The organism is Treponema sp. HNW, from assembly GCF_050320395.1.
Classification (GTDB): domain Bacteria; phylum Spirochaetota; class Spirochaetia; order Treponematales; family Treponemataceae; genus Treponema_C.
On record NZ_CP144459.1, the window covers coordinates 617795 to 635689 of the forward strand.

The following is a 17895-nucleotide window of genomic DNA, read 5'->3' on the forward strand; positions in this document are numbered from 1 at the left end:
ATTGACTATACAAAAAACGAAAAGCGTGATATAACTAAGATAGGTACATAAAAAAGAGGATGCCATGCCCTATTGCGACCCTACAAATCTTGCCGTTATAGCCTGTCCCGGCGGACAGGTTTTTGCGGATGCCGTGATTGCACATTTACGGCATATTTATAAACATCGATTTAATTTAAAATCCGACGGGATTTTAAAACGTTATGCAAAAGAAAAAGACGAACTTGTAAAAGATATAAATTATTTTAATGATTTAAAAACAGCCGACCTTTGTGTACGCGGTAATGTTGATTCCTATCGCGCACCGCTTTTTAAAACGGAAACGGAATTTACATATTTTATGAACGGCGAGTTCAAAACCGAAATTAAAAGCTGTATACGCGGAAAAGACGTATATATTTTCCAGGATGTGGAAAATCATCAGGTTTTGAGCTTAAACGGCGGTAAAAATAAATGCTCGCTTTCGGTTAACGACCATATTATGTCCATGCTCGTTACAATCGATGCGGTACGCCAGGCGGGGGCTTCAAAGATTACCCTTGTCGTGCCCGTTTATCCGTACAGCCGCCAGCACAAAAAAAAGGGAAGAGAAGGCTTGACGGCCAGTCTTTTAGGCCATATTTACGAGAATATGGGCGTAAACCGTATCATTACCCTTGATATCCATTCGCGCGAAATAGAAAATGCCTTTTCCCGCATTAACTTGGAAAACCTGCACGCAAGCTATCAAATTATTCGCGAACTTACGAAGCTGGTCGATTTGACGGGTAACACGGAAGATATCGTTATTGTCGCTCCGGATACGGGTGCGGTTGACCGCAATAAATTTTATTCGGCGGGCTTGCAAAAACCCCTTGCGATGATTTATAAAGAGCGCGATTATTCAATCGTTACGCAAAATGCAAAAGATACGAATATAAAATCGATAAAACTGCTCGGAGACGTTCACGGTAAGGTCGCCTTTTTAGCCGATGATATGCTCGGTACCGGCGGCACTCTTTTAAAAGCGATGGAATTCCTTAAAGAACAGGGAGCGACAAAGGTAATTGCGGCAATCAGTCTGCCCTTTTTTACCGGCAATGCGATTGAACTGTTCAATGAAGCCTATGCGAAAGGGCACTTTTATCGAATAATCGGAACGAACGCCGTGTATCACGAAGAGCTTTTAAACTGCGAGTGGTATATCAATACCGATGTAAGCGGCTTGTTTGCAAATATTATTGCGCGCCTTCATCACAATCAATCTTTGAGCCATCTTTTGGATAATCGCAATATTATTGAAAAACTGGTAAAATAAATCAATGTGTCTGAAAACATACGGCTTTCAGACATCCCCGGCGTTTAATACGGCTTTATAAGGGAGGGAGCAGTTATGACCATTTACCGTATACCGGAAAAAACGGCGGCGCTCATCTTTGATATAGACGGAACCCTGTACTCGCACACGAAATATATAAAAGAACAGACGGACTGTCAAATCCGCCGCTTTGCCGAAACCCGCAATTTGGAGCTGAAAAAAGCGCTTAAAATGGTGAAATCATACCGCGAAGAGTGGGCTAAACTTCACGGCGGCAAACAGCTGTCCATGGGCAACGTGTTAAAAGATATGGGGGTTCCCATAAGCGAAAGTATTGCATGGCGTAAAGAATTGATAGAGCCCGCTCGTTATTTAAAAGCCGATAAAAAATTGTGCGACGCTCTTGCAAACCTTAGCGCATCTTATAAACTTATTTGTGTTACGAACAATCCCGTTTCGGTAGGCCGTAAAACCCTCACCGCCTTGGGGGCGGACCCCTTTTTCAGCGGTGTACTCGGTCTTGATACCTGCGGCATATCGAAACCCGACGTAAAAATATTCGACCTTGCCGCAAAGCAAGCCGGTGTTTCCGTTGAGCGGTGTATAAGTATAGGAGACCGCTACGATATAGATATAGCCGTTCCCCTGGAAATGGGAATGGGAGGGATTCTTGTCGACGGAGTTAAGGATGTATACAAGCTGCACAGTGTATTGGCAATACACTGATTATCGGGAAGCGGTGATTTAAAATCTTCGGTAAATTCCTGAAAAATCCGGTGAACTGTGCTATAATAGTCATATGGAAATAAAACCCTTTGCAGATACAATTCATTTTGAAAACGACGGCGAGTTGGAGTTCTTTTTTGTAGGAACGGGAAGCGCTTTTTCAAAAAAATATTTTCAAACAAATCTACTTATTATTAAGGGCAAGGATCATTTACTCGTAGACTGCGGAACGATGTGTCCTTATGCTTTTTACATGTACAATTCAAATATTACGAAAGTACGGAATCTCCTTATTACCCATTCCCATGCGGATCATATAGGAGGTTTGGAAGAGGCGGGTTTAATGGGCCGCTACGCAACAAAGGCGAAACCTTCAATTATTATTACGGATTATTATAAGAATATTTTGTGGAATCAATCGCTGAGGGGCGGAATGTCCTACGGGGAATATACAAACGGACAGTATTTAAGTTTTGACGACTATTTTACGCAAATTAAGCCCGAACTGATTTCGGCCCGTCCGCGTCCGCTGTATCAAAGTTCATGCGGAAGCATCGATATTAAGCTGTACCGCACAAAACATATCCCCGATAATACGGGAAGCTGGAAGCAGTCTTTTTATTCCTGCGGTATTCTGGTTGACGAGCGTATTTTATTTTCGGGCGATACCCGCTTTGATCCGGACCTTTTTGATTTTATACTGCGCCGTTACCCCGGTATTGAATGGATATTCCACGACTGTCAGTTTTTTTCCGGCGGCGTACATGCATCCTATGAAGAACTAAAAACCCTGCCTGAAGATGTAAAACGTAAAATGTTTTTATGTCATTACGGAGACGGTATGGATAAATTCAACGCGAGCCAAGACGGCTTTGCCGGATTTACGGAAAGAGGCTGTTATTACGGTTTCGGTAAAACTCAAAAGCGAAAATAGCCCGGCTTAATCCCATTCATCCTCTTCGTCGTCATCGAATTCGCTGTTGAATTTATCGACACCTTCAAAATACGCATCTTTAAATATTTCAACAGCTTCCGGATCGGCGTCTTTCGGATAGTTAAAATTTTCAACCGTGCTTTCGGAGTCTATGCCCTCCGACGCTTCTTTATAACCGAGTTTAAAACCGTATTTATGAGCCGATTCTTCATAGTAGAAGGCTTCATCCGGAATGTCGGCATAAAAGTCTTCTTCGAAATCGTCCTCTTCGTCGAATGTATCGTCGTACATATATTCAGGTTAACCTACAAGGGCCGGTATGTCAAGTAATACCGGAGTAAATGGCCCATACACGAGTCGAACGTGCGACCTGCTGCTTAGGAGGCAGCCGCTCTATCCTGCTGAGCTAATGGACCGATAAGAGGCTTGCCGGAAAACCGATTGCTTTTTCGGACAAGCCGGTTTGTTTTAAACGTACGAAGGCCGGATAATCAGCGTTTCCACACGGTAAACAGGGCTCCCAACACCAGCAAGTGTGCCGACAGACTTTTTAAAAAAGATAAAAACGAGCCCGCCGAATTGAAGGCGCCGTATAAGAGGCCGCCTTTTCCCATAACGTCAATCAGGGCAATCACCGCAATCCACATGATGATTATAATGAAGACAAAGGTGTTGGTAACCTTTCCGGTGTCGACAAAAAAGTTTGCCAGTAAAAAGATACCGGCAATCAATTCGCAGATTCCTATCGCAATGATAACGATGTTTGCGGGGTCTCCTTTCAAAAGACCTCTGACGGCCGATGCCACTTCGTTGCCGCCGACACCCGCTTGGAGTTTACCCCAAAAACCGCCGTCGAGCTGAAGAGTTAAAATACCCGATACAAGTAAAAAAAGAGCAAGGGCGAGCTGTAAAACAACTGTGCTCAACGTTTTTTTCGATACGGCCATAAGTCCTCCCGATTCAGGATGTATAATTATAAATATATTCTAAGCGATTATATCTTAGAACAAAAGAGATTTCAATAGAATTAAAAAGAATTAAAAAGATTTTACTGCAGTGGGATTAAAAAAAAACATTTTTATTAAAAAAAATGCGGCTTTTAAGATAAAAAAATGCATTTATTACTTGAAATAGAAACAAATGTAGGGTAAAATAATAACATTGCTTTTTTCAGGAGGATACTATGAAAAAAAGGTTTTTACTTACAGCTTTTTCAGCTGTTGCGCTCATGCTCGCTTTAGCCCTGATCGGCTGTTCAGGCGGAGCGGGCGGCAAGGGTGCCGAATTTATTTTTAACAACGGTACGGAACCCCAGTCCTTGGATCCGTCAAAAATCGAAGGCGTTCCCGAACACCGTTTGTATATGGCCTTGTTTGAAGGCTTGGTAGGCTACGATCCCAAGACGAGCCGCCCCGTTCCCGGTGTTGCCGAAAGCTGGAGCCGCAACGCTTCTCAGGATGTTATTACATTCAAGCTTCGCGACTGCACATGGAGCGACGGTAAAAAAATTACCGCCCAAACCTTTGTGGATTCATGGCTCTATTACTTATCCCCCGAAACGGCGGCAACCTATGCATATATGCCCGCTATGGTTATCAAGGGTGCTACCGAATACAATGCCGGAAAAGCCGGTAAAGAAGCGGTAGGTATCCGTGCCGTTGATGAAAAAACCTTTGAAGTAACCTTGGTAGGGCCCGTTCCTTATGCGGTCGATATGATGGCTCACTATTCATTCTCTCCGCTTCCGATGCACGCTATCGAAAAATTCGGTACCGATTGGATTAAGCCCAAAAACTTTGTCGGAAACGGTCCCTTTGTTCTTGAAAGCTGGGTTCCCCAGGATAAGGTTACCCTTGTTCAAAATAAAAAGTACTGGAATAAGGCGAACGTACATATTTCGCGCCTTGTTGCTCTTCCGATTGAAAACGAAACCACCGCCTATCAAAAATTCAAGAGCGGCGAAATCGATTGGGCAACCAGCACTCCGACCGAAATGCTCGATGAAATAAAGCTTCGCGACGATTATCATCCGGCTCCGATGGCTACGTCCTATTACTACTATCTTAATGTAAACAACAAGGTATTAAGCGATGTACGCGTCCGCAGAGCCTTGGGTATGTCTTTTGACCGCAAAGAATTGGTTGAAAAAGTAACCCGTGCAGGACAGGTTCCCGCAACGGCCGTTGTTCCCCCCATGAACGGTTACACCACCGCTAAGGGAAACGAATTTAACGTTGCCGAAGCAAAAAAACTGCTTGCCGAGGCCGGCTATCCCAACGGTAAGGGCTTCCCCAAGATGACCGTTATTTACAATACAAATGAAGGTCACAAAAAAATCGCCGAGTTTATGCAGCAGCAGTGGAAAACCAATTTGGGTATCAATATCGAACTTGCAAACCTGGAATGGGCAACCTTCCTTGACAAGCGCCAGGCAAACGATTTTGAAATCGCACGTGCCGGCCGGGCTGCCGACTATCAGGATCCGTCGAACTTTTTGGAACTCTTCCTTTCGACCGGCGGAAACAACGACGGCCGCTACAACAACAAGGAATACGATGCTTTAATCGACAAGGCTTCCAAAATGCCTGCAGGTCCGGAACGCATGGCTGTTTTAAATGCAGCCGAAGAAATGGTAATAACGAGGGATCAGGCTGTTATTCCCTTCTATTACTATGTTTCTCCGAATATGATTGACCTTAACAAGTGGGACGGCTGGTATGTCAATACCTTGGATATCCATCCCTGGGTCGGTATGAAGAAAAAATAAGTTATTTTAGCTGTTCAAAAACTTCGGTTTTTGAACAGCTCCTGCGCTGGCCGAAAAGTAACAACTTTTGAGACAGCCCCGAGCCGTAACAAGGGGGTGCGCAGTAAAGTGCCGCCCTCACGTCTTTTCAATACAACGTATTTTCTTTTGTAACGGCTCCGGTTTGAATAAACCGCTTTTAATCGCTTTTATATTCAAGCAAAAGGCGGTTTATTCGAACTGAAAAACACGGCAAATGAGGAAAAAATGGGAAAATTCATATTTCGTCGGGTGCTTAGCTTAATCCCGACTATGTTTTTAATTGTAACGCTCAGCTTTTTTTTAATAAGGCTGGCACCGGGCGGCCCTTTTTCGCGTGAAAAAAAAGTTACGCCGGAGGTAATGCAAAACCTTTTAAAAAAATATCATATGGACGAGCCCTTGTTTAAACAGTATTTACGTTATATGGGCGATGTTTTGCGCGGAGATTTGGGACCTTCTTTTAAAAACAAAGATTACAGCGTTAACGAACTTATATTTACCAGTTTACCGAATTCGTTAATCCTCGGTGTCGTTTCGCTTTGTATTGCTCTTTTACTGGGAGTAAGTGTAGGTATTGTATCGGCTTTAAATCGAAACACGAGGATCGATTATGCGGCAATGTCCGCGGCGGTTATCGGTATATCCGTTCCGCTGTTTGTAGTCGGGCCGGTATTGATGCTTATTTTAGCTATGAAGTTAAAGTGGCTTCCCACATCGGGCTGGATAACCGGAAGGGCGGGCTTAAAAACCCTTATTATGCCGGCGATTACCCTCGCTTTTCCGTATTTTGCCTATATAGCCCGTTTAAGCCGCGCAAGTATTTTGGAAGTATTGCGTTCGGACTATATACGCACCGCACGTGCAAAGGGATTAAAACAGTCTGTCGTTATTGTAAAACACGTTCTTAAAGGCGCAATGCTGCCCGTTGTCAGCTATTTGGGGCCCGCCTTTGCAGGTATTGTTACCGGTTCGGTAGTTGTAGAGCAGATTTTTCTTGTTCCCGGGCTCGGAAACTTTTTCGTAAAGTCGGCTTTGAACCGTGATTATACCCTTATTATGGGTACGGTTATCGTATATTCGCTTATTTTGGTTGTCATGAATTTGGTCGTCGATATTATATACGGCTTACTTGACCCGCGTATTTCATATAAATAGAAGGAGGTTTACGGTGTTATTTAAAACACGCAAAAAACATGCGGAACAGGCCGTAAATGAATTCAATCAGGTTATGAAACCCGTGTCCTTGTGGGACGACGCTTGGAAACGGCTTAAAAAAAATAAAATGGCGCTTATCGGTTTATACGTTGTGGGCTTTTATATTTTGGTTTCGTTTTTAGCCCCCGTTTTGCCCATTTATCCTTACGAACAGCAGTACTTGGATCACATATATTTACGGCCGTCTTTTAAACCGGCCGGCGAAATTATGATTGCGCAAAAAAAAGCCTATATTGCAAAAATTATGGCAAAGGAAAAACGCAGCGAATATACCGAAAAAGAAAGCGCGGAAATCGCAGCGATGGAAGAAGATATAAAAGTCAATCCGATTCATCAAAGACGTTATATTCTCGGTACCGACAGTTTGGGACGCGATGTGCTTTCCCGAACCATTTACGGCGGGCGTATTTCGATAGCCATCGGTCTTTTAGGAACCGTAACCGCTCTTATTATAGGCGTTACCTTAGGTTCGATTGCAGGCTATGCGGGAGGCTGGATAGACAACGCCCTTATGCGCTTTGTCGATATTATGTACGGCCTTCCTTATATGCTCATCGTTATTATTATGATGGCGATTTTGGGGCGAAACGTTTTTATTTTGTTTGTCGCCATCGCCCTTATCTCATGGCTTACGATTGCCCGTGTGGTACGCGGTCAAATTATCAGTTTGAAAAATTCGGAATTTGTCGAAGCCGCCCGTTCTATGGGAGCAAGCTCTGCCCGTATTATATTCCGCCATTTATTACCCAATACCTTGGGTATCGTTATCGTATATTCAACCCTTTCTTTGCCCTCGTTTATTATGAGCGAAAGCTTTTTATCCTTTTTGGGTTTGGGCGTTTCGGCGCCCCTTGCATCATGGGGTTCTTTGGTTGCCGACGGCGTAAAGGGTATGGAATTGTATCCGTGGCTGCTTTTGGTTCCGGCAATCGTTATGACCGTTTTTTTGTTCGCAATGAACTTTTTGGGCGACGGTTTGCGCGATTCCTTCGATCCGCAAAGTAAAAACAAGGTTTGAGGCACACTGAATGGAAAACACAAGTATACAAGATGAAGTTATTCTACAAGTAAAAGACCTTCGTACTTATTTTAATACGGACGAAGGCGTTGTAGAAGCCGTAGACGGTATTACATTCGATTTACGCAAGGGCGAAACGATGGGAATTGTAGGCGAATCGGGGTCCGGAAAAAGTGTTACAAACCTTTCGATTATGAATTTGATTCCCAACCCGCCGGGAAAAATAATGGGCGGCGAAGTGCTTTTTCACGGTGAAGATTTGCTTAAATTAAGCGAAAAACAAATTCAAAACATACGGGGAAACAAAATATCGATGATATTTCAAGACCCGATGTCCAGTTTAAATCCGTTTTTACGCATTTCCACTCAAATGGTTGAAACGATTATGCTTCACCAAAAACTGGATAAAAAAGCTGCAAAAATAAAAGCGATAGAAATGCTTAAATTGGCCGGTATCCCCGCGCCGGAAAAACGTATAGATAATTATCCGCATCAATTTTCAGGCGGCATGAGGCAGCGCGTTATGATTGCAATGGGACTTTCATGCAATCCTGAAATCCTTATTGCGGACGAACCGACTTCGGCCCTGGACGTAACGATTCAAGCACAAATTCTTGAACTTATGCAGGATCTTTCGCGCAGACTCGGAACCGCGGTTATTATGATAACGCATTCGCTCGGCGTCGTTGCAGGTATGTGCGATACCATTTGCGTTATGTATGCGGGCCGTGTGGTAGAGCGTGGCAATACCGAAGACATTTTTAAAGAGCCCAAGCATCCGTATACGCGCGGTCTTATTCAATCGGTTCCGCGCCTCGATAAGGAAAACGCCGAGCGTCTTTATTCGATTCCGGGACAGCCGCCGAATGTTATAGACCTTCCGCCCTGTTGTCCCTTTTTCCCTCGCTGCAGCAAGGCGAGCGATATATGCAAAAAAAAGTATCCGCCGCTTAAAGAGTTTGCAAACGGACACTGTACGTCATGCTGGCTCTATGCCGATGAAAAGGAAAAGGCCGAATAAGTTAGTTAGGAGAATATAATGCAGAATCTGCTTGAAGTAAAAAATCTTAAAATGCACTTTCCGGCCGGAAGCGAAGGCTTATTCGGCGGAAAAAAGAATTACATATATGCGGTTGACGGTATCGATTTTACGTTAAAAAAAGGCGAAACCCTCGGTTTGGTAGGGGAGTCGGGCTGCGGGAAATCAACCGTTGCGCGTGCCGTTGCCCAGCTGTATAAGCCGACCGCCGGTGAAGTTATCTTTAACGGCAAGGATTTAACGAAGATGAATAAGGGCGAGCTTTTGGAAGCGCGCAAAAACATTCAAATGGTGTTTCAGGACCCCTATGCTTCTTTAAACCCGCGCATGACCACTGCTTCGATTATCGCCGAGCCTTTGCGCATATATAAACAGCGCGGTATTATCGAAATCTCCGAGGACGAAATAGACAAGCGTGTTGAAAATTTAATGGAATTGGTCGGCCTTTCAAAGTTTTTTAAAAACCGCTATCCCCATGAATTTTCGGGCGGACAAAGACAGCGTATCGGTATTGCGCGCTCTTTGGCTTTAAATCCGAGCCTTATCCTTGCAGACGAGCCGGTTTCAGCCTTGGACGTATCGATTCAGGCACAGATTTTAAACCTCTTTAAAGACGTTCAAAAAGAGATGGGCCTTACCTATCTTTTTATTGCCCACGATTTGGCGGTTATTCAGTATATTTCCGACCGCATTGCCGTTATGTATTTGGGAAAGATTGTGGAAATAAGCGATTATAAGGATTTATATGCAAATCCCCTCCATCCCTATACCAAGGCCCTGCTTTCGGCAGCCCCCATTCCCGACCCCGAAGTTGAAGCTAAGCGTCAGCGCATTATCTTAACGGGCGACGTTCCCGCTCCCGACCGTCAGCGGCCCGGATGCTATTTTTACGACCGCTGTCCGAACCGTATGGAACGCTGTAAAAACTGTCAGCCCGAATTACTGCAAAAGGGCACAAACGGTACCGACCATCAAATTGCCTGCTTTTTATACGAATAAAGGGGAACTTCCGTAAGAGACGGCAGCCGGCCCGGGTTACGCTATATTCTTCTTCGTGAAACCAGGGCGATAATAAAGCCTGCGATAAAAAACAGCTGCGGAATCACCGTAAACAGGAGCGTTATAAGGCTTATACCCGCTATTGAGGGAACCGCGCTTTTTTCAACCGTGATGCCGAATACAATCAATACATTGTAGACAAGGCCTGCATAGGAGGTAACCGTTCCCGCTATAACGGCAATCCATGCGGCTTCCCTGGTTTTTGACCACAGAAAAATCGCTAAAAAGGCGGCAATTCCGCCTAATACCAATTTTATGCAATGCAAAAGCATATCAGGCTGCATACATACCTCCTAAACCGCGGTTGTTTTGCGGTTACAAATTCATGCCCTATTGAAAAGGGGTTTGTTTTAAACGCGAAAAATCGCCTTCGTTTACGCCAACAGGCACTAAGGCGGGGGCCGGGAAGGGCGGAATTAAGAGACGGCAGTCGAGGCAGTGAAGGACAAAGGCCTCGTATTGTTCAGCCTTAATTACGGGTATAAGATAAGCTCCCCTTCGTTCAAAGTACGGACTTAAAACCGTATCGAAACGGCCCCAATCTTTTTCGCCCCGCTTGGGAATTTCGCGCTGCAAATCGTAGATTGAACGTGTAAGAGCATTCAATAAGGCTCCCGAACACGGATCCGAAGGCGGAAAAGGCTTGTTTCCCGCTTTAAATACGGCTATAAGGCCCGCCTCCTGCAAGGCGAGGGGCGGATAAAAGGCGAGGACGCCTTCGGCAATCGACCCCGGTGTTGTGCCGACCGCCGCTGTTCCGTTTTCGAGCATTTCGGCGTCAGCGGTTTCCGTTTGCCAGGGGCGCCAAAGTTTGACGCGCAAAGCACTGTTTGCCCGAGAGACCGCCACAGGTACATCCATACATCCCGACTGATAAAAGGCGGCCGCACGCAGTAAAGAGTCCTCGCCTGAAAACCGGGCGGCGTAATCGTAGCCGGGAATAAGGGAAAGCACGGCTTTTTGGAAGCGGGTTTCGTATGCCGACGGAAAAGAGCCGGTTTCGCCGCGTTCCAGCGTGTTTTTAAGAACACGGAAAGCGTGTGAGCCGGAGCAGCCCCGTCCCAAAACGGCGCGGCCTTCATCGAGGTAAAGGTCGGTAATGCGCACACCCTTTTTGGTGTACAGATAGGGGCCGCGCGCCCGTACTACCTCACCGAAGCGTTTTTTCAATGCATCGTTACAGCGCCGTACCGCCGCTTCCCGCTCCGTCATTTTTCAGCTTTTTTCCAATTCCGCTTTTAAAAGAGCGGCTGCAACGGCGGGAGTCGCTTTTCCGCCCGATTTTTTGATAATCTGTCCCATAAGCCAGCCGAATACGTTTGTTTTTCCGCCCTTATAGTCGGCGACCGCTTGGGCGTTTTCTTTTATAACTTCATCGACAAAAACCGCGATTTCGCCGCTGTCGGAAACAACCTCCATTCCCTTTTCTTTGATGATTGTTTCGGGCATTTTGCCGCTTTCAATCATCGCGGAAAACACTTCTTTAGCCTGCTTGCCGGTGATTTTTTTGTCGGTCACGGCATTGCTTAAAGAGGCTATGTGTTCGGGTGTAATGCCGATTTCATCTATCGACAGTTCTTTTTCGTTTAATACCGCCAAAAGCTCGGCTAAAATCCAGTTTGCCGTTTTTTTAACGTCTTTGGAAAGTTCCGCCGCCTTTTCAAACCAGAGGGCAAGGGCGCGGCTTGAGGTGAGGGTTTCGGCGTCAAATGAAGAAAGAGCGTATTCTTTTTTGAATCTTGTGCGCTTTGCTTCGGGAAGCTCTCCGACCTCTTTTGCGGCATCCGAGATAAATTCCTCCGATAAGCTGAAGGGTTTGATATCGGGTTCTACGACAAAGCGGTAATCTATAAACGAATTTTTTGTACGCTGAATGACCGTTTCGCCCTTTGCTTCGTCCCAGCCCATCGTGTTTTTATAACCGATTTCGAATTCTTTACGGCTTGTTTTAAACTCTTCAAGCTGGCGGCCGATTTCGTAGGTACAGGCTTCTTTTATCGCGCGGAACGAGTTTAAGTTTTTGATTTCGGAAATAGGCGTGCGGAATTCCGTTTCGTCTTCGTTTATAACGAGGTTGATGTTCGCATCGCACCTCATATTGCCGTCTTCCAAATTACCCTTTGTGATATTTACATAGCGCAGGATTTCCTGAATGCTTTGCATTAAAAGAGCCGCTTCTTCGGGTGAATTCATATCGGGTTTGGTAACGATTTCGATCAGAGGAGTCCCCGAACGATTATAGTCGATATAGCTGTGGGCTCCTTCCAAGTGCAGGCTTTTCCCGACGTCTTCTTCCAAGTGGATACGCTCTATACGCACCCTCTTATACAGGCCGTCTATATCGCTCGGCTGTCCTGCGGCGTTTTTACCGTAATGATGTGTACCGCCCGGCTGTAAATCTTCGCTTAAATGCCGGTAGGGAATATCGACGTAACCCGCACTGCACAGGGGAATGTCGTTTTGCGTAATTTGATACCCCTTTACAAGGTCGGGATAAAAATAGTGCTTGCGGTCAAACTTTGTAAAGCGCGCAATCGAGCAGTTAAGCGCGGTACCTGCGATAACGCCCATTTTTACATAACCCTTGCTTACGCGCGGCATGGCGCCGGGAAGTCCCAAACAGACGGGGCATACGCGGGTGTCGGGCATACCGCCGTAACGGTTTTCGCAGGCACAAAAGGCCTTTGTTTTTGTAGTAAGCTGGCAGTGTATTTCACAGCCGATAACAACACGGTAAGTCAAACTCATTTTGCATCTCCGTTACGCTCATTTCCGCCGCGGCTGCAGTGCCAAGACTGAGCCGTTGAAAGCAGGCGGTTTTCACTGAACATGGGGCCTGCAAACTGAATACCGACCGGAAGTCCCGCGCTTGTGGTTCCCGCAGGTACGCTTACGGAAGCGGTACGGCTTAGATTTACAAAAACCGTAAACATATCGGACAAATACATTGCCACGGGGTCTTCGGTTTTTTGTCCGAGCTTAAATGCCGGAGTCGGCGATGTGGGACACAAGATACAGCCGTAGGTTTTATAGAGAGCGGCGATTTCGCGCTGTATGCGTGCGCGTACCCCCATCGCCCGTCTGTAATAGGTGCCTGAAAACTGGTCCGATAATACGTAGTTTCCGATAACAATGCGCCGTTTTACTTCCGCACCGAAGCCTTCGCTTCTTGTTTTAATAAACAATTCTTCATAGCCCTCTCCGCTGTCCTTTCGGTTACCGTAGCGGATACCGTCAAAACGGCTTAAATTACTGGCGGCTTCACTTAAGGCGATAACGTAATAGGAGGCGATGGACGCTTCCAAAACGGGAATGTCGACAAGCTCTATGGAAGCTCCGCGCTCTTTAAACCATGACTGCGCATTTTCAAAAATCGAAGCGACTTCAGCGTCGAGTCCTTTTGCTTCGGCAAATTGACGCGGCACGGCAATTTTTAAGGAAGCAAAAGCCTCATCGCTCAAGGGAGGACAAGCGGGAGCGATTTCACTGCCGGAAGGAAGATCGCATGAGGTATCGTCGTGCGGGTCCTTTCCCGCCATTATACTGAGGGGGAGGGCAATGTCGGCAGGACTTGAGCCGAAAACACCGACCTGGTCAAGGGAACTTCCGAAAGCGGTAACTCCCCATCGGCTCAACAAACCGTAGGTGGGTTTTAATCCGTAAACGCCGCAATAAGAAGCCGGTAAGCGTACCGAACCGCCCGTTTCCGTACCGAGGGCAAAGGGAACCATGCCCGAAGCGACCGCCGCTGCCGAGCCTCCCGAAGAGCCGCCTGCTACATAATCGCGGTTTACGGGATTGCGCGTCGGCCCGTATGCCGAATATTCGGTTGAAGAGCCCATGGCAAATTCGTCCTGATTACAGCGGCCGAGGGGAACGGCTCCCGCATCGGTTAAGCGGCGGATAACCGTTGCGCTGTAGGGAGCGGTATAGCCTTCCAAAATATGACTTCCGCACGTGTGCGTTTTTCCTTTAACGCAAATATTGTCTTTTACGGCAAAGGGAACGCCTAAAAGCGGTTTTTTTGTAAGCAGTTCGTCAAGGGTACCTGAACAGCGGGCGGCTTCCCGCTCTTCATCGCATTTTTGAGCGTTAGCGGGAGCATCGGAATAGATTTCCAAAAAGGCGTTCAGAGGGGCGGCACTTTTTTTATCTTCTTCAAAGGCTGCCGCTTTTTTTTCAACCAGCGAACGGCTTGGCGTTTTATTTTGAGCATTATCATTAAAAGAGTGTAAGGTATCTTTAATCGTATATTGTTCCATAGCGGCTATGCTCCCTCTCCCAAAACTTTCGGGACGCGGAAATAACCGTCCATAAATTCGCCGGTCATTTTTTTAAGTTCGGGAATATCGAGGCCTTTTTCGATTTCGTCTTCGCGCAGAGCATCGGCGTCGGTTGAAGGATAGGCGTCGTAGGGATTTTCGCTGTCGTCAAAACGCGACAGAATATCCAAGTATGCGACAATTTGTTCCGTTTGATTTTTTAAAGTTTTGATATCGACTGATGAAGGAGCCAGGCGCGAAAGATACAACAGGGCTTCCAGCATATCTTCGTCGATAAGCTTTTTTTCGCTGTTCATAATGGTACATAATACCCGATTACGGGCTTTTATTCAAGAAGAAGGTTTGAGCGAAAAACGGGGAAGCCGGTAAAACCGCAGAGGACGCAAAGAGCGCGGGGAAGGGGATAAACCCGAGGCGGATGATTTTGCCGAGGGCGGAGCAAAAAAGCGTAAGGCTTTACAGTTTTTCTATTTCCGCCTCGGAAAGCCCGGTAACTTGTATTATCTTTTGATTTGAATCTCCCATCTGTTTTAATATGCGTGCCGTTTCCAAAGCTTTTTGCCGGGCGCCTTTTTCAAGCCCGATAGCTTCGCTTTCTTCTCTTTGAACCGCTATATCGGTTGCGTAATCGTATTCCGCCAATAACATATTCATTACCTCCCGCGATTTGCGCTCCAAGTACTCTTTAAGTATATCATTATTTATACATTCCTGTACAGCTTTTTCAAAGCCCTTTTCTCTGTCAAGCTTGAGGTGTTTTCGCACTGTGTCTACAAATAAACTGTACTGAGCAAGCGGTTTGCACTGCTCAAGAATTGTATGTGCTTTATCCTGATTGATATTCACCACTTCGACAATGAGTTCAAGGTTCGGCTGTGAGCCGGCCGTCATAAAAGCGTCGGAAAGTTTTAGCGTTTTATATTCCGGGAAATCTTCTTCTCCGTTGTAAAACACGTAGAATTCGGGAGTAGGAATTTTAACCAAACGGCGCAAATACTTATCGCGCGGATTTTGTATCTGCTCATACAGGCGTACGACATACTCCAAAAAACGGAACGGCATATTCAAGTTGACGGTAGACTGGTGTTCTGCAAGTACAATGACTTTGTTATCTACAAGGAAAGACACATCGTTGTAAAAGTTCATATACAGGATTTGTTCCAGTCTGATATGACGCAGCTCACAGTCAAGCGGCAGCTGTGTTCCGTGCAATGCATTGTATAAACTGATAAAGTTTGCTTTTGCCGACTTATCCGCTCCGAAAAAGTCGGCAAACACGGAGTCCTTATACGTTCGCTTGTGTGTAGCTTTTTTCATACCAACCTCCATATATATTATTAGGTTTGATATGAAAAAAAACAGACTTTTTCCGAAAAAAACTATGAATTTATTTTGTATCCCGAACAGGACGTTCGGAAAAGCTTTATATCCCCGACGTTTTGGGCGGTGTCGCACCGCCCAAAAGTCAAATTCAAAACCGCGCAGGACGCGCGGCGGTTCCACACCCTGCGATGTTTGAGGCAAAGCCTCAAACTCGTTGATTAAGAATGTACTCAGGAGGTACATTCTTAATCTCTTTTACGGCAGCTCAAATTCTTCACTCATGTTCGAACCGGTGTATTTTTGGAGGCTCCAGTTTCTTTCGTCCCGGGCACTTTCAAAGGCTGCTCTTAAATCTGCGGGAATTGTGCCGTCAAATTGGTAGTTTTGCTCGTTATCGCCCGGGTCTTCGCTGAAAAGTATGCATATTGCGCTGTCGCTTGCCTGTCTTTCGGGTAAGCCGTTTAATACGGCGGTAAGGGCGGCGGCATTCAGTTTGTTTTTGTGACAGTATAGAGTTTTCAGCTTGGGTGTCTTTTTTACCGAATCAAGCGCGGTTAATTGGTTGCCGTAGCAGTCCAGCTTTTGCAAGTGGTAAAGTCCCCGTACGTCAAGGGCGGTAAGCTTGTTATCCCGGCAGATAAGCTCCGTAATTTGGGCGTTTTTTAAGATGATTCTTTTCCCCGCCGCGGTAAGCTCGGTTTCTTTGCCGCTTTTTATGCTTATTTTGTCCGCGCCCAACACGTCTACCTTGCTTCCGTCGGAGGTTGTTACCGTAACTTTTATCTTTTTATTGGCAGGGTCTACGGTAAGAACCGCCGTGCCGTACTCCGCTTCTCCCGGCAGTACAAAATCTGAAAAGATGTTAGTATAGTAGAGTTTTAGGGGGCGCCAGTGTTTTTCGTCGCGGGCTTTTTTAAAGGCTGCTTCCAAGGCTTCGGGAACAGGTTCTTCATCAAATTGGTAGTTTTCGTCGTTATCGACCGGCCTTTCGCTAAAAAGTGCGCATTCTGCATGGTCGCTTTCCGCCCGTGCGGGTAAGCCGTTTAATACGGCGGTAAGGGCGGCGGCATCCAGTTTGTTTTTGTGACAGAATAGAGTTTTCAGCTTGGTTAAATTGTCCACCTTAAGCGCGGTTAATTGGTTGCCGTAGCAGTCCAGCTTTTGCAAGTGGTAAAGCCCCCGTACGTCAAGGGCGGTAAGCTTGTTATCATAGCATTTAAGCTCCGTAATTTTACCGCTTTTTAAGATGATTGTCTTCCCCGTTGCGGTAAGTACGGTTTCCGCACCGCTTGTTACGCTTGTTTTGTCCGCACCCTCCACCGTTACGGCGCTCCCGTCGGAGGTTGTTACCGTAACTTTTATTGTTTTGTTGGCAGGGTCCAGGGTAAGACTTGCCGTGCCGGGGTCTCCCGGCAGGACAATTTTTGTAAGGACGCCCTCACTGTTGTATTTTTGGAGCTTCCAGTGTTTTTCGTCCCGGGCTTTTTTAAAGGCTGCTTCCAAAGCTTCGGGAACAGGGGCTTCAAATTTGTAGTTTTGCTCGGGAAACGGCGGGTCTTCTCTGAAAAGTATGCATTTCGCACCGTCGCTTTCCGCCCGTGCGGGTAAGCCGTTTAATACGGCGGTAAGGGCTGCGGCATCCAGTTCATTTATGACGCAGTTCAGATATTTCAGCTCGGTTACATTGTCCACATTAAGCGCGGTTAATTGGTTGCTCAAGCAGGCGAGTTCCTGCAAGGAGGAAAGCCCCCGTACGTCAAGGGCGGTAAGCTTGGTGTTTATGCAGTCAAGCTCCGTAATTTTACCGCTTTTTAAGATGATTGTGTCCCCCGCTGCGGTAAGCTCGGTTTTTTTGCCGCTTGTTACGCTTGTTTTGTCCGCACCCTCCACCGTTACGGCGCTCCCGTCCGAGGTTTTTACCGTGATTTCTATCGTTTTGTTGGCAGGGTCCAGGGTAAGAACAGCCGCGTCGGGGGTAATTGTGCTTCCGCCGTCGGACGAGCCTCCTCCCGTGTTCCCGCCCGTTCCGCCTCCTGCGGCGTTGGGGCAGGCGGTAAAGAGCAGTGCTAAAAGTGCGGCTGTGATGAGCGCCGCGGCTCCCTTAAAGGCGTGTGCCTTGTGCTTGTTGATTGTTTTCATAAAAAATCTCCTTATAATTCAATTTGTAATTGATAATTACCTAAATTAACCATTTAACAGCCCTCCGCCGTGAG

General features: G+C 46.3%; 17 protein-coding genes and 1 tRNA gene. 8 read left to right on the forward strand and 10 right to left on the reverse strand.

Annotated features, from left to right (window positions below):
• Positions 1-64 precede the first annotated feature (64 nt).
• From prs to V1L52_RS02835, 3 genes are all read left to right on the forward strand, one after another.
• Entirely contained in the window at positions 65-1297 is a 1233-nt protein-coding gene (gene prs / locus V1L52_RS02825; RefSeq protein WP_428770789.1) for a ribose-phosphate diphosphokinase, read from the forward strand.
• A 75-nt stretch (positions 1298-1372) separates the two neighbouring features.
• Positions 1373-2023, forward strand: coding sequence for an HAD family hydrolase (locus tag V1L52_RS02830; RefSeq protein WP_428770790.1), 651 nt, complete (start codon positions 1373-1375; stop codon positions 2021-2023).
• 73 nt (positions 2024-2096) lie between these two features.
• Positions 2097-2957 (forward strand): MBL fold metallo-hydrolase, encoded by an 861-nt coding sequence (locus tag V1L52_RS02835; RefSeq protein ID WP_428770791.1) that lies wholly within the window; start codon positions 2097-2099, stop codon positions 2955-2957.
• A gap of 6 nt (positions 2958-2963) precedes the next feature.
• Here the strand turns inward: V1L52_RS02835 and V1L52_RS02840 are convergent, their stop codons facing one another.
• The 3 genes from V1L52_RS02840 to V1L52_RS02850 form a co-directional block, all read right to left on the reverse strand.
• The gene (locus tag V1L52_RS02840) at positions 2964-3248 is read right to left on the reverse strand and encodes a hypothetical protein (protein WP_428770792.1); all 285 of its coding nucleotides are present in this window, start codon (positions 3246-3248) and stop codon (positions 2964-2966) included.
• A 51-nt stretch (positions 3249-3299) separates the two neighbouring features.
• Positions 3300-3373, reverse strand: a tRNA-Arg gene (locus V1L52_RS02845).
• 75 nt (positions 3374-3448) lie between these two features.
• The gene (locus V1L52_RS02850) at positions 3449-3904 is read right to left on the reverse strand and encodes a hypothetical protein (protein ID WP_428770793.1); all 456 of its coding nucleotides are present in this window, start codon (positions 3902-3904) and stop codon (positions 3449-3451) included.
• Between the two features lie 236 nt (positions 3905-4140).
• Here V1L52_RS02850 and V1L52_RS02855 point away from each other — a divergent pair, with 236 nt between their 5' ends.
• The 5 genes from V1L52_RS02855 (at position 4141) to V1L52_RS02875 (ending at position 10016) form a co-directional block, all read left to right on the forward strand.
• Positions 4141-5724: a peptide ABC transporter substrate-binding protein gene (locus tag V1L52_RS02855; protein WP_428770794.1), complete on the forward strand. Its 1584-nt coding sequence runs from the start codon at positions 4141-4143 to the stop codon at positions 5722-5724.
• 246 nt (positions 5725-5970) lie between these two features.
• Complete coding sequence (gene oppB / locus V1L52_RS02860; protein ID WP_428770795.1) at positions 5971-6900, forward strand: oligopeptide ABC transporter permease OppB; 930 nt, start codon at positions 5971-5973, stop codon at positions 6898-6900.
• A 73-nt stretch (positions 6901-6973) separates the two neighbouring features.
• Positions 6974-7978, forward strand: a complete 1005-nt coding sequence (locus V1L52_RS02865; RefSeq protein WP_428771852.1) for an ABC transporter permease — start codon at positions 6974-6976, stop codon at positions 7976-7978.
• 10 nt (positions 7979-7988) lie between these two features.
• Complete coding sequence (locus V1L52_RS02870) at positions 7989-8999, forward strand: ABC transporter ATP-binding protein (protein WP_428770796.1); 1011 nt, start codon at positions 7989-7991, stop codon at positions 8997-8999.
• An 18-nt stretch (positions 9000-9017) separates the two neighbouring features.
• Positions 9018-10016 (forward strand): ABC transporter ATP-binding protein, encoded by a 999-nt coding sequence (locus V1L52_RS02875; protein WP_428770797.1) that lies wholly within the window; start codon positions 9018-9020, stop codon positions 10014-10016.
• A gap of 41 nt (positions 10017-10057) precedes the next feature.
• On the opposite strand, the gene V1L52_RS02880 is transcribed toward V1L52_RS02875, so the two are convergent.
• From V1L52_RS02880 to V1L52_RS02910, 7 genes are all read right to left on the reverse strand, one after another.
• On the reverse strand, positions 10058-10360 hold the full coding sequence (locus tag V1L52_RS02880; RefSeq protein ID WP_428770798.1) for a hypothetical protein: 303 nt from the start codon (positions 10358-10360) through the stop codon (positions 10058-10060).
• Between the two features lie 46 nt (positions 10361-10406).
• Entirely contained in the window at positions 10407-11288 is an 882-nt protein-coding gene (locus V1L52_RS02885) for a hypothetical protein (protein ID WP_428770799.1), read from the reverse strand.
• A 3-nt stretch (positions 11289-11291) separates the two neighbouring features.
• Positions 11292-12824 carry an Asp-tRNA(Asn)/Glu-tRNA(Gln) amidotransferase subunit GatB gene (gene gatB / locus V1L52_RS02890; RefSeq protein ID WP_428770800.1) on the reverse strand — a complete coding sequence of 511 codons (1533 nt, stop codon included), beginning with the start codon at positions 12822-12824 and terminating at the stop codon, positions 11292-11294.
• Complete coding sequence (gene gatA, locus V1L52_RS02895; protein ID WP_428770801.1) at positions 12821-14338, reverse strand: Asp-tRNA(Asn)/Glu-tRNA(Gln) amidotransferase subunit GatA; 1518 nt, start codon at positions 14336-14338, stop codon at positions 12821-12823. The genes gatB and gatA overlap by 4 nt, the downstream gene beginning before the upstream one ends.
• A 5-nt stretch (positions 14339-14343) precedes the next feature.
• Positions 14344-14655, reverse strand: a complete 312-nt coding sequence (gene gatC, locus V1L52_RS02900; RefSeq protein ID WP_428770802.1) for an Asp-tRNA(Asn)/Glu-tRNA(Gln) amidotransferase subunit GatC — start codon at positions 14653-14655, stop codon at positions 14344-14346.
• A gap of 160 nt (positions 14656-14815) precedes the next feature.
• Positions 14816-15676 (reverse strand): Rpn family recombination-promoting nuclease/putative transposase, encoded by an 861-nt coding sequence (locus V1L52_RS02905; RefSeq protein WP_428770803.1) that lies wholly within the window; start codon positions 15674-15676, stop codon positions 14816-14818.
• A 261-nt stretch (positions 15677-15937) separates the two neighbouring features.
• Positions 15938-17821, reverse strand: a complete 1884-nt coding sequence (locus V1L52_RS02910; RefSeq protein ID WP_428770804.1) for a leucine-rich repeat domain-containing protein — start codon at positions 17819-17821, stop codon at positions 15938-15940.
• Between the last annotated feature and the right edge of the window lie 74 nt (positions 17822-17895).